This window comes from Bacillus sp. AM1(2019) (genome assembly GCF_009906915.1).
Lineage (GTDB): Bacteria > Bacillota > Bacilli > Bacillales > Bacillaceae > Bacillus > Bacillus velezensis.
Genome location: NZ_CP047644.1, coordinates 3,567,216 through 3,579,843, shown reverse-complemented (window position 1 = coordinate 3,579,843; position 12,628 = coordinate 3,567,216). Strand labels below are relative to the sequence as shown.

Here is a 12,628-nt window from a genome sequence, read left to right as displayed (position 1 = left end):
AGGAAAGAAAAAGTGAAAAAGAGTTTATTAACACTTGGTTTGGCTTCCGTCATCGGGACAAGCAGTTTTTTGATCCCGTTTACAAAAACTGCATCGGCGGAAACATTAGACAACAAAAAAGCGAAAATTGAAAGCAAGCAATCTGAGGTGGCTTCAAGCCTTGAAGCAAAAGAAAGAGAATTGTCTAAGCTTCAGGACAAGCAGGCTAAAATTGAAAAAGAACTGAAAGACATTAACGCTAAAGCGTTGGATACAAGCAATAAAATCGAAGATAAAAAAGCTGAAAACGAAAAAACGAAAAAGCAGATCGCTGATTTGAAAAAAGAAATCAAAGAAACAGAAGCGCGTATTGAAAAACGCAATGAAATCCTGAAAAAACGCGTTCGTTCTTTACAGGAAAACGGCGGTTCTCAAGGATACATAGATGTTCTTTTAGGGGCGACAAGCTTCGGAGACTTCATTTCCCGTGCGACTGCGGTATCTTCTATCGTTGATGCGGATAAAGAGCTGATCAAACAGCAGGAGCAGGATAAAGCGAAACTCGAAGACGCAGAAGCTGAACTTAACGTGAAGCTGAAAAAAGTTCAAGATGATCTTGCGAAACTCGAGTCTATGCAAAAAGACCTGAACAAACAGCTTGATCAGAAAGACAAGCTGTTTGACGAAGCGAAAAACGGACAGAAAAAAGCGGCTTCCGCTATCTCTGATCTGAAAAAAGAAGCATCAAAGCTTGCAAACGAAAAAGCTGACACTGAAAAAGAACAGAAGCGCATTAAAGCTGAGCAGGCTGCAGCGGCTGCCCTGATCAAAAAACAGGAAGAAGCGCAAAAAGCTTCTGAAGACCAAAACCAAAAAGATGACAGCCAGCCGGCACCGGCGGTTAAAACTGTGAAAAAAGCGGCTGTTTCAACATCATCTGATTCATCTGACAGCTCAAGCAAACCGAAGAGCACTTCAGGCGGATCATCTCATAACAGCGGCGGTTCAGATGATTCTGACGGCGGATCTGTTATTTCAAATTCAGGCGGTATTGAAGGCGCGATCAGCGTAGGTTCAAGCCTTGTGGGTCAATCCCCGTACAAATTCGGCGGCGGACGCACTCAATCTGATATTAACAACCGTATTTTTGACTGCTCTTCATTCGTACGCTGGGCTTATGCTAACGCAGGCGTTAACCTCGGACCTGCAAGCGGCACAAACACAGATACATTAATCGGAAGAGGTAAAGCAGTAAGCGCGTCTGACATGAAACGCGGAGACTTAGTATTCTTCAATACGTATAAAACAAACGGCCACGTCGGCATCTACTTAGGTAACGGAACGTTCCTGAACGATAATACATCACACGGTGTATCCATTGATTCTATGAGCAATCCTTACTGGAAGAAAGCATTCAACGGCAATGTAAGACGTGTCGTGCAATAATGAATAAGACAAGGGCCTTCTATCCCGGAAGGCTCTTTCTTTATTTGTATACCCGCTCAGGAGCTGTCTAATCACGGTTTTTCAGAAAAATGAGCAAAAAAATAGCGAATTGCCCTCAGATTTAATAGGATATGGGTAAGGAATACGATTGATGGGGATTCTTAGTCATATAGGGTGCGCCCCATTTCGAAAAGGAGTGAATCATGGTGTCAGAAGAAAAAATTTATGATGTGATCATTATCGGCGCGGGTCCGGCGGGGATGACCGCTGCTGTTTACACATCACGAGCGAACTTATCCACATTAATGATCGAAAGAGGAATTCCGGGCGGCCAGATGGCCAACACGGAGGATGTTGAAAACTATCCGGGTTTTGAAAGCATTCTCGGCCCTGAACTTTCTAATAAAATGTTTGAACATGCGAAAAAATTCGGTGCGGAATATGCGTACGGCGATATTAAAGAAATCGTTGACGGCAAAGAATATAAAACGGTCAAAGCCGGTTCAAAAGAATATAAAGCGCGCGCCATCGTCATTTCTGCCGGAGCGGAATACAAAAAGATCGGCGTTCCCGGCGAAAAAGAACTGGGCGGCCGCGGCGTATCGTACTGCGCGGTTTGTGACGGCGCGTTCTTTAAGAATAAAGAGCTTGTCGTTGTCGGCGGCGGAGACTCCGCCGTTGAAGAAGGCGTCTATCTGACACGCTTCGCTTCAAAAGTCACCATCGTTCACAGACGTGACAAATTGCGGGCGCAAAGCATTCTTCAGGCGCGTGCTTTTGACAATGAGAAAATTGACTTCAAATGGAACAAAACCGTAAAAGAAATCCATGAGGAAAACGGAAAAGTCGGCAGACTTACTCTTGTGGATACCGTGACGGGAGAAGAAGAAGAATTCAAAGCTGACGGTGTCTTTATTTATATCGGTATGCTTCCGCTTTCTAAACCGTTCGAAAACTTGGGCATCACAAATGAAGAAGGCTACATTGAAACAAATGCTCAAATGGAGACAAAAGTTCCGGGCATTTTCGCCGCGGGAGACATCCGTGAAAAAACGCTCCGCCAGATCGTAACGGCGACAGGCGACGGAAGTATTGCGGCTCAAAGCGTTCAGCATTATGTGGAAGAGCTTGAGGAAACGCTCAAAACCGTTAAATAATCACTGTAATGTTCAGTTTTTGAATCGTTACTGTGTTTTAATTACGCTGTAACACGGGTGAAATACTGATGTTTTAAGATGAATGTAGTAATTGACCCCCTTTTTAATGAATACACTTTGGCACGGATTCCAATATCCGTGCCCTTTTTTTGCGATTTTCTGTTTTCTGTCAAATAAAAGAAAAGGATGTCGGTGTCTCTGCATTGTGAGAGACATGCCGAAACGGTATAATGAAGAGACGATGATTTGTTGAGAAGGTTAGGTGACGTACTTGTGCAAAGAGTGACAAATTGTGTGCTGCAGACAGATGATCAGGTTCTCCTTCTCCAAAAGCCGAGACGGGGCTGGTGGGTCGCGCCCGGCGGGAAGATGGAAAGCGGCGAATCCGTCAGAGATTCCGTCATCAGAGAGTACAGAGAAGAGACGGGCATTTATATACTAAATCCGCAGTTAAAAGGCGTGTTTACCTTTATTATTAAGGAACAGGAACAAATCGTGTCAGAGTGGATGATGTTTACTTTCGTCGCCGACTCGTACACGGGGCGGAATGTCGCTGAATCAGAGGAAGGCGTTCTGAAGTGGCATGACGTAAAAGATATCCACAGCCTTCCGATGGCCCCCGGAGACGGGCATATCCTTGATTTTATGATCAAGGGCCAAGGGCTTTTGCACGGCACCTTTACGTATACGCCGGACTTCGAGCTGCTCAGTTATCGTTTAGATCCGCAGCTTATCAAATAAAAGAAAGACCGCAGGGGGGAGAAAGATGAGTATGAATGAAAACCATGATATTCAGCTCGTCATCATTACGGGAATGTCCGGAGCGGGGAAAACCGTCGCCATTCAAAGCTTTGAGGATCTCGGCTATTTTTGCGTCGACAATCTGCCGCCTTCCTTGCTGCCGAAATTTTTGGAGCTGATGAAAGAATCAAGTTCAAAAATGAGCAAGGTCGCGCTTGTCATGGATCTGCGGGGACGCGAATTTTTTGACAGGCTGATTGAGGCGCTGGATGAAATGGCGGAAAATCCGTGGATTACACCGCGCATTCTCTTTTTAGACGCTAAGGATTCCATTCTTGTGACGAGATACAAAGAAACGAGGCGTTCTCACCCGCTGGCCGCTACCGGGCTTCCTCTCGAAGGAATCGCGCTGGAACGCCAGCTGCTTGAAGAATTGAAAGGGCGCTCTCAGCTGATCTATGACACATCGGATATGAAACCGCGTGATCTGCGTGAAAAAATCGTGGCGCATTTCGCCACGAACCAAGGTGAAACATTTACAGTGAACGTAATGTCATTCGGGTTCAAATACGGGCTTCCGATAGATGCCGACCTCGTGTTTGATGTAAGGTTTCTGCCGAATCCGTTCTACATTGAAAGCATGAGGCCGCTTACGGGGAAAGATGAGGAAGTGTCATCCTATGTGATGAAGTGGAACGAAACACAAAAGTTTATTGAAAAGCTTGTTGATCTGCTCGGCTTTATGCTTCCGTCTTATAAGCGGGAAGGTAAAAGCCAGCTTGTCATCGCGATCGGCTGTACGGGCGGCCAGCACCGCTCCGTCACGCTCGCTGAGTATTTGGCTGACTATTTTAAAAAAGATTTCTATACTCATGTCACTCACCGGGACATTGAAAAGAGAAGCCGGAAATGAATAAGAAGCCGAAAATCGCAATCTTCGGCGGCGGAACGGGTCTGTCCGTGCTGCTTCGGGGGTTAAAGCATAAGCCCGTTGATATTACGGCGATTGTGACAGTTGCTGATGACGGCGGAAGTTCAGGCCGTCTGCGGGATGAACTTCAAATTCCGCCGCCGGGTGACATCCGTAACGTACTGGCCGCTTTGTCAGATGTTGAGCCGCTCGTTGAAAATCTGTTTCAGCACCGTTTCAACAAAGGAAGCGACTTAACCGGACATTCGCTCGGCAATTTGATTTTGGCAGCGATGACAAATATAACCGGTGATTTCTTTCACGCTGTCACCGAAATGAGCAAGGTGCTGAATGTCCGCGGCAGAGTGCTGCCGGCTGCCAACACCAGTGTCGTTCTTCACGCTGAAATGGAGGACGGGCAGGTCGTCTCCGGAGAATCGACAATCCCTTCTTACGGCCAGCGGATTAAACGGGTGTTTCTTACGCCTGAAAAAATTGATCCGCTCCCGGAAACGATTGACGTCATCCGTCAGGCCGATTTAATCATTATCGGTCCGGGAAGCCTGTACACAAGCATTCTTCCGAATCTGCTCGTGCCGAAAATCGGAGAAGAAGTCGTCAAGGCTGCGGCCAAAAAAGTATATATATGCAACGTCATGACACAGCCCGGCGAGACGCTGCAATACAGCGCGGCCGACCATGTCAAGGCGCTGAACGATCATATGGAGCAGCCGTTTATCGACACGATCTTAATCAACAATGAGGAGATCCCTGACGAAATCAAAAGCAAATATGCGAAAGAGCTGGCCCGGCCCGTCGACTTCAATATTGAAAAGCTGAAATCCATGGGGCTTGAGGTCATCAGGGATCAGATTATCACGTATAAAAATGGCGTAATCCGTCACGATACACATAAAGTGGCTTCTCTTCTTGTCGATTTATTAAGGGACTAGAGGCCTTTTGAAATGAGGTGGCTAATATGTCATTTGCATCGGAAACAAAAAAAGAACTGACGAATCTGGAAGTGAAGGACTGCTGCGCCAAGGCGGAGCTGTCCGCGCTGATTCGGATGAACGGTTCCCTGTCATTTTCAAACCGCCATCTCGTGCTTGACGTTCAAACCGAAAATGCGGCGATTGCCCGCCGCATTTATACATTGCTGAAGAAACAATATGATGTATCGGTCGAACTGTTAGTCAGAAAAAAAATGCGGCTGAAAAAAAATAATGTTTATATTGTGCGCTTTTCTGAAAATGCAAAGCTGATTTTAGAGGAATTGAAAATCCTCGGAGAGAACTTTGTATTTGAACGGAATATTTCTGAGGAACTGGTGGCGAAACGCTGCTGCAAACGTTCTTATATGAGAGGGGCGTTTTTGGCGGGGGGATCTGTGAATAATCCCGAAACATCGTCGTACCACTTGGAAATCTTCTCGCTTTATAAGGAACATAACGATTCATTATGCGCGCTGCTGAATGAATTTCATCTGAACAGCAAAACGCTTGAACGGAAAAAAGGCTATATTACGTATTTAAAAGAGGCGGAAAAAATCACTGAATTTCTGAATGTCATCGGCGCTCACAATTCACTGCTGCGTTTTGAAGATGTGCGGATTGTCAGAGATATGAGAAACTCAGTGAACCGCCTCGTCAATTGTGAAACAGCAAACTTAAACAAAACCATCGGTGCTTCGCTCAGACAGGTGGAAAATATTAAATACATTGATGAACGGATCGGTCTTGAAGCGCTGCCGGAAAAGCTTCGCGAAATTGCGCAGCTGCGGATTGATTATCAGGAGGTCACGCTGAAAGAACTGGGGGAAATGGTTGCAAGCGGGAAAATCAGCAAATCCGGCATCAATCACAGGCTGAGAAAGCTCGATGAAATCGCAGAACAGCTGCGTACAGGACAAAGCATCACTTTGAAATAACCGTACAGAAAAGGGGAGATCTTATGGTTCAGGAGAAAGTGGAAGTGCGTTTAAAGACGGGTTTGCAGGCGCGTCCCGCTGCATTGTTTGTACAGGAGGCAAATCGCTTTGCATCAGATGTGTTTCTTGAGAAAAACGGCAAGAAAGTGAATGCCAAAAGCATTATGGGATTAATGAGCCTGGCGGTCAGCACGGGGACGGAAGTCACTCTGATCGCTGAAGGCGATGATGAAAAGGAAGCGCTGGAAAAGTTGTCCGCTTATGTGCAGGAAGAAGTGTAAACACTTTGTAAGGGGGACGGAACGATGAATGAGTTTCTGAAAGATTGTTATCAAACGATAGGCTGGGAAAAGGATTCCCTCGATTTCAGCAACCTGCCGGAGTTTTTAAAGGCGCTCGCGTATCGGTTTCCGTTTGAAAATCGCGCGGTTTTGTCCAAAAAAGAATATGACGTCACGAAAGAAGGACTGTGGCGGCACATGGTGAAGGAACCTCATGGCGGCCTTTGTTATGACTTGAACGGACTGCTTTATTTCATCCTGAAAGATGCCGGATTTGATGTCAAATTGATCCGCGGAACGGTCTGGAAAAACGGCTGGGCGCTGCCCGGCACACATGCGGCCGTACTTCTTTCCGCCGGAGGGAATGAGTACATCGCTGATGCAGGCTTCGGCCTCAATCTCGCCATGCAGCCTGTGCCGATGTCAGGAGACGAGACGGTATCAGCGGCCGGAGCGTTCCGCGTGAGGATAGAAGAGACGGAATTCGGGACATACCTGCTTGAAATGAACAAAGGGGACGGCTGGCAGACAGGTTACGCATTTTCGCTTGAAGAAATCGATGAAAAGGACCTCAAGTCTATGAAACAAACAATCTTTGAACATGAACGCTCTCCTTTCAACAAACGCCTGCTTGCTTCTAAGCGGACACCGGAAGGGCACATGATTCTGTCTGAACGCAATATAACAATAAAAAAACACGATGGCACGGCGGAAAACAGCAGAATAGACCGGTCAGAGTTTGAAGAAAAATTTACTGCTCATTTTATATGAAGCTCGCAGGTTCTCTGCAAAAAAACGGCCTCCGCAGGGAAGCCGTTTTTTGTATGTGTTTATCTCATTTTTGTAAAGGTTTTATAATGATCTGTCGTCTTATAAATCAGCCAGTCGCTTGAGTAAAGAATCCGGTCTGAATTTCTGAAGCCTGATGTATAGTTAATATCCGCTTCGCGCCACGTCCGTCCGCTTTTGGCAGGGAGTTTGCCTTCCCTGTTTGAGAAGATGTCTCCGCCGATGCTTTTCCCCGGAGCGACGTCTGCAAGATTCCCCTTTGATGCAACCCAGCCGAGGGCCTGGGCTTCTGACTTTGTAATGTAATTATCAGGAAGCTTATGATAGGTCTGAAGATAATCCGCAACCCCGTCAAACGTGTTGATAACCTGTGCTTCAGTGTGCGCCTTGTGAGAAGATGTATCCGTCTTGGCAGCCGTGGAAAACAGCATCCCCGCCGCGGAGAACAGCACCAGCAAACAAACGGAAATCCACGATAATCGTTTTTTCAAAGCAATACCTCCCATTTTTATCATGTGAAGCTGATTCCTTTTCATTGTATCAGCATCGAGAGAAAGGAATAGAAAGAATTTAAAAATAGTACTTTTGATCTAGCAAAAAAATAAACCCCGGCTGAAACGGCCGGGATTTTTCATCTCATTGAAATTCCTTCGTGAGGTTTTTCGGCGTTTTTCCGTATACGGCGTCAATCATGTTTTGTGCGGCTTGCTTGAACATATTCAAGCGGATTTTTGCCGTTGCTGACCCGATATGCGGAAGCAATGTGACGTTTTCCAGCTGCAGGAGCGGATTGTCTTCGGCGATCGGCTCTTTTTCAAACACATCTAAACCGGCGCCTTTTATCCAGCCCTCCTGCAATGCGCGGATGAGCGCTTTCTCATCAACCGTCTTTCCCCGGGAAATATTGACGAAACATGCCGTATCTTTCATCAATTTAAATTCCCGCTCTCCCATCATATGATACGTTTCGTCAGTAAGCGGCGTAATTAACAGCACAAAGTCTGATGTTTTCAGCAGTGTATCTAAGTCGGCATATGTAACCCCGAGTTCCTTCTCAGCATCCGGTTTTCTGCTGCGGTTATAATACAGCACGTCCATGTCGAAGCCGAATTTTGCCCGTTTGGCAGCTTGTTCACCGATTCTGCCCATGCCGATAATTCCTAATGTCTGATGGTGGACATCCATACCGAAAAGAGATTCTTCCTCAACGGTTCCCCATTTGCCGGCGCGGACGAACCGATCCAATTCGGCAACCCGTCTGGCGGAAGACAGGATTAATGAAAAAGCCAGATCAGCGACAGTGTCATCTAAGGTGTACGGCGTATGCGTGCCGACAACCCCGCGTCTTTTCATTTCTTCAATGTTAAAATTATCATAGCCGACTGAATTATTGCTGACGACTTTCAGCTTCGGCGCGTGATCCAGTAAATCCCTGTCAATCGCCGTTCCGGATGTCAGCAGCCCTTCAGCATCTTTCATTTTTTCGTACAGTTCCTCTTTTGGAATGGTATCTTCTTTCCAGATGTCATATCGGCAATGCTCGCCTATCATTTGTTCGACTTCCGGCGGTATCGGTTTCGCGATGAATACATAGGGTTTCAACGGGCTTCTCCTCCTTTGTCTTTCTTCTCTATATTATTATATAAGAGAAGCGGTAACGTGAGAAATATTCAAACGCATTACGATAAATTTCTGGTTCTTTTGAACTTAAAATGAATGAAAAAGAAATGTACATGCTTGATTTCTCCAAACAATAACAGAATCCGCCTATATTTCTGAAGGCAAAATGAGCGGAACCGCTGTTTTCAAAAGCTTTATAGGTTGGTGTAAAGATAAATTTTATTATTTTTGAAAGATATAAATGAACATAATCTGAATTTACAGTCAAATTATCGTGTCTTTTGTTGAAAGCGCTTTTGAGGCCTTTTTCTGTGCTATAATTCCTTACTGTAAGCTGGGTAAGAAGGCTTGCAATACAATCGGATGGGAGATGAATAGAAAAATGGTTTCTTTATCAAGCATTTTGGAGCACAACCAGCAGTTTGTCCAAGAAAGGAAATATGAACCTTACCAAACGACAAAATTCCCGAAAAAAAAGCTTGTCATCGTATCCTGTATGGATACAAGGCTGACGGAGCTTCTGCCGCAGGCGATGGGACTCAGAAACGGCGATGCCAAAATCATAAAAAACGCGGGAGCCATTGTTTCTCACCCATTTGGAAGTGTCATGCGGAGCATTTTGGTTGCCGTTTATGAACTGCAGGCAGAGGAAGTCTGCATCATAGGTCACCGCGAGTGCGGAATGTCGGGATTAAATGCGGCTTCCATATTAAATAAAGCGAAAGAGCGCGGCGTGGAGGACAAATGTCTCAGCCTTCTGCAGCATGCGGGAGTCGATTTGGAAACATGGCTGACCGGTTTTCACAGCGTCGAAGAAAGCGTGGCCCACAGCGTGAATATGGTCAGGCATCATCCGCTCTTGCCTGAAGAGGTGCCGGTGCACGGGCTGGTGATCGATCCGGGGACGGGGACGTTGGATGTAGTCGTTGACGGTTATGAAACAGTCAAAGGAGGATGCAGCTGACAATGCAATTTACCGGCAGATATCAGGGATACAATTTGCAGAAATTTCAGAAAGACCTAATCGCGGGAATTGTGGTCGGAATTGTAGCGATTCCACTGGGAATGGCCTTTGCTATCGCCTCGGGGGTCGGTCCGGAATACGGGCTTTACACCGTTATTGTGGCCGGAATTCTGATTTCGCTGTTGGGCGGCTCTAAATATCAGATCGGCGGGCCTACGGGGGCGTTTGTTCCCATTTTATTTGCCATTGTGATGCAGTATGGTTTTGAGAATTTACTTGTAGCCGGTTTTATGGCAGGCGTCATGCTCGTCCTGTTTGGCGTATTTAAGCTCGGAAAGATTATGAAATTCGTGCCGAAGCCGGTGATCGTCGGATTTACGGCCGGAATCGCGGTGCTGATTTTCTCGGAGCAGATTGCCCATTTTCTCGGTCTGCGCGATATTCAAAAGCATGAAAGCTTTATCCTCAACATTGCGGAAATCGGCAAGAAGATCGGAACCTTTAATTTGTACAGCATCCTCATCGCGGGAATTGCTTTGGCCATTTTGCTGTTATCAGCCAGGCTGATGCCGAAGATTCCGGGCGCGCTTGTGGCGCTGCTTGTCTCTACAGCCGCGGCGGTCATGTTTTTTCCTGACAAAATGGCGACAATCGGTTCTGCTTACGGGGAGATTCCGCGGCAGCTCCCGGCTTTTCAGCTTCCGGATTTCTCAATCGATAACATGGTGATGATGTTCCCGTCTGCTTTGATCATTGCGCTTCTCGGCGGACTTGAGTCCATATTATCGGCGATGGTTGCGGACAATATGAAAGGATCACGGCATGACAGCAATAGGGAGCTTGTCGGGCAGGGCATCGCCAATATGGCAGCGCCGCTTTTCGGCGGCATACCGGCAACGGGAGCGATTGCGCGGACCGCAACAAATATTAAAAACGGCGCAGTTTCTCCGATTTCCGGTGTTGTCCACGGAGTCACCGTCCTCCTCGTCCTGCTCGTCTTCGCCCCGCTTGCCGTTCACGTACCGCTGGCAAGCATGGCGCCGGTATTGATGGTTGTGGCTTGGAACATGAGTGAGCGGAGGGAAGTCGCCAATATGATGCGGCTGAAAAACACTGATTCATTCGTACTGGCGGCAACCTTTTTACTGACGGTTCTGTTTGATTTAATCATCGGCGTTTCTGCCGGTCTCGTGCTCGCTTTTGTTTTCTTTATCAGAAAAATGAGCGAATCAACAAGCATCAAAACACCGCATGCCGCTGTCAAATCGGTTAAAAATGATTCGTCCGTCAGCACATATTCCATTGAGGGGCCGCTGTTTTTCGGTTCAATTGATTCACTGGAATCATCGCTGCTGGAGAGGCTTCAGGAAAAGCCGAAGACGCTTATTCTGCTGATGAATAATGTACATTACATGGATACCTCCGCAGAAGCGGTGCTGGGGAATGTGATGAACCGGATCAAACGGCATAACGGGAGATTGATGATCGTCGGATTGCAATCACAGCCGAGAGAGCTGATCCGGAAGACAGGGCTGTTTCATAAAATCGGGAAACAGCATTTCTTTGAGCATCAGGACGAGATAACGGGATAAATTCAGATACGGCCTGTCCATGAAAAAGCGGACAGGCCGTGTTTTTATTCGGTTTCAAAGCGTTTGATCAGTTTTTCCTGATGGGCTTTCATCGCATCTTCTAACGTGATTCCGTACTTATCGGCAAGAATAGCCAGATTTCCGAGGACGTCACCCATTTCTTCAATCAGCTCCTGCCTGCGTTCAGCCTGGGTCGCGTCCTTTTCATCCGGCCGGTCTCTGCCGATTTCATATGCTCTTACCGCCCGGGCGAGCTCACCCGCCTCTTCCATTAAAAAGCCGATTCTGATAAATGGCCCGTACGCCGTCCATCCTCGTTTTTCGTAAAAATCTTTCGTCCATCGTTCTGCTTCAGCCATCTGCATGTGAAACACTCCTTATGTCCTGTATGATTCTTATTGATATTATCATATAGAGATGGGACAATATATAGTGTATTTTGATTTATTGATGTACATATATAGATATGGAGATGAAAAAATGAAAACCATTTGTGTATTTGCGGGGTCAAACCCGGGGGTAAATGAAGAGTACAAACGCAAAGCGGCCGAACTGGGTGAATATATGGCGGAGCAGGGAATCGGCCTTGTTTACGGCGGTTCACGGGTCGGTCTGATGGGAACCGTCGCCGATGCGTTAATGGCAGGCGGCGGAAAAGCTGTCGGCGTCATGCCGAGCGGGCTGTTCAGCGGAGAGGTTGTTCATCAGAATCTGACGGAGCTGATTGAAGTCAGCGGCATGCATGAGCGGAAAGCGAAAATGAGTGAACTTGCCGATGGGTACATTGCCATGCCCGGCGGTTTCGGAACATATGAAGAGTTATTTGAAGTGCTGTGCTGGGCGCAAATCGGCATTCATCAAAAACCGATCGGACTGTACAATGTGAACGGGTATTTTGAGCCGATGATGAAGATGGTCAAGTACAGCATTCAGGAAGGATTTTCGAATGAGTCTCATTTAAAACTGATACACAGTTCCTCCCGGCCGGATGAGCTGATTGAGCAGATGAACAATTACTCGTACCCGATCCTTCAGAAAAAATGGACGGAAATATAAAAAAAGAGCCATCTGACATGTGTGTGAGTGCCGGGCGGACTTCATGAAAATCGAGTGTATTTGACAATGTGAGATTTCCTTAGGGAAATCTTTTTTTATGTCCAGATTACCATCGTAGTATAATTTAACTAATTCGGATTGGCTATCTAAGCAAAAGCGGAAG

Annotated in this window: 14 protein-coding genes; 11 read left to right on the top strand and 3 right to left on the bottom strand. The window is 46.6% G+C overall.

Annotated features, from left to right (window positions below; translation table 11 throughout):
• Nucleotides 1–12: 12 nt before the first annotated feature.
• The 8 genes from GNE05_RS17760 to GNE05_RS17725 all read left to right on the top strand — a co-directional run bounded on the left by GNE05_RS17760 (nt 13) and on the right by GNE05_RS17725 (nt 7,215).
• Nucleotides 13–1,425, top strand: a complete 1,413-nt coding sequence (locus tag GNE05_RS17760; protein WP_029325813.1) for a peptidoglycan DL-endopeptidase CwlO — start codon at nt 13–15, stop codon at nt 1,423–1,425.
• 206 nt (nt 1,426–1,631) lie between these two features.
• Nucleotides 1,632–2,582, top strand: coding sequence for a thioredoxin-disulfide reductase (gene trxB, locus GNE05_RS17755; RefSeq protein WP_007407423.1), 951 nt, complete (start codon nt 1,632–1,634; stop codon nt 2,580–2,582).
• 273 nt (nt 2,583–2,855) lie between these two features.
• Nucleotides 2,856–3,323, top strand: a complete 468-nt coding sequence (locus tag GNE05_RS17750; protein WP_003151491.1) for an 8-oxo-dGTP diphosphatase — start codon at nt 2,856–2,858, stop codon at nt 3,321–3,323.
• Between the two features lie 25 nt (nt 3,324–3,348).
• Complete coding sequence (rapZ, locus tag GNE05_RS17745; RefSeq protein WP_012118535.1) at nt 3,349–4,236, top strand: RNase adapter RapZ; 888 nt, start codon at nt 3,349–3,351, stop codon at nt 4,234–4,236.
• Nucleotides 4,233–5,186, top strand: a complete 954-nt coding sequence (locus tag GNE05_RS17740) for a gluconeogenesis factor YvcK family protein (protein WP_014418964.1) — start codon at nt 4,233–4,235, stop codon at nt 5,184–5,186. Before rapZ ends, GNE05_RS17740 begins: the two co-directional genes overlap by 4 nt.
• A gap of 26 nt (nt 5,187–5,212) precedes the next feature.
• Entirely contained in the window at nt 5,213–6,163 is a 951-nt protein-coding gene (whiA, locus tag GNE05_RS17735; protein WP_007407421.1) for a DNA-binding protein WhiA, read from the top strand.
• A gap of 23 nt (nt 6,164–6,186) precedes the next feature.
• Nucleotides 6,187–6,444, top strand: a complete 258-nt coding sequence (locus GNE05_RS17730; RefSeq protein ID WP_012118534.1) for an HPr family phosphocarrier protein — start codon at nt 6,187–6,189, stop codon at nt 6,442–6,444.
• Between the two features lie 24 nt (nt 6,445–6,468).
• A complete protein-coding gene (locus GNE05_RS17725) occupies nt 6,469–7,215 on the top strand; it encodes an arylamine N-acetyltransferase family protein (protein ID WP_022553844.1) in 747 nt (248 codons plus the stop codon).
• Between the two features lie 59 nt (nt 7,216–7,274).
• On the opposite strand, the gene GNE05_RS17720 is transcribed toward GNE05_RS17725, so the two are convergent.
• Nucleotides 7,275–7,664 (bottom strand): ribonuclease, encoded by a 390-nt coding sequence (locus GNE05_RS17720; RefSeq protein ID WP_223204413.1) that lies wholly within the window; start codon nt 7,662–7,664, stop codon nt 7,275–7,277.
• Nucleotides 7,665–7,869: 205 nt separating this feature from the next.
• Nucleotides 7,870–8,835 (bottom strand): 2-hydroxyacid dehydrogenase, encoded by a 966-nt coding sequence (locus GNE05_RS17715; RefSeq protein ID WP_072177056.1) that lies wholly within the window; start codon nt 8,833–8,835, stop codon nt 7,870–7,872.
• 400 nt (nt 8,836–9,235) lie between these two features.
• Here GNE05_RS17715 and GNE05_RS17710 point away from each other — a divergent pair, with 400 nt between their 5' ends.
• On the top strand, nt 9,236–9,817 hold the full coding sequence (locus GNE05_RS17710; protein ID WP_003151503.1) for a beta-class carbonic anhydrase: 582 nt from the start codon (nt 9,236–9,238) through the stop codon (nt 9,815–9,817).
• Nucleotides 9,818–9,819: 2 nt separating this feature from the next.
• The gene (locus tag GNE05_RS17705) at nt 9,820–11,409 is read left to right on the top strand and encodes a SulP family inorganic anion transporter (RefSeq protein ID WP_014418961.1); all 1,590 of its coding nucleotides are present in this window, start codon (nt 9,820–9,822) and stop codon (nt 11,407–11,409) included.
• 44 nt (nt 11,410–11,453) lie between these two features.
• Here the strand turns inward: GNE05_RS17705 and GNE05_RS17700 are convergent, their stop codons facing one another.
• Nucleotides 11,454–11,774, bottom strand: a complete 321-nt coding sequence (locus GNE05_RS17700; protein ID WP_014418960.1) for a MazG nucleotide pyrophosphohydrolase domain-containing protein — start codon at nt 11,772–11,774, stop codon at nt 11,454–11,456.
• A 115-nt stretch (nt 11,775–11,889) separates the two neighbouring features.
• Between GNE05_RS17700 and GNE05_RS17695 the strand changes: the two genes are divergently transcribed.
• Nucleotides 11,890–12,465 carry an LOG family protein gene (locus GNE05_RS17695; protein WP_014418959.1) on the top strand — a complete coding sequence of 192 codons (576 nt, stop codon included), beginning with the start codon at nt 11,890–11,892 and terminating at the stop codon, nt 12,463–12,465.
• Nucleotides 12,466–12,628: the final 163 nt, after the last annotated feature.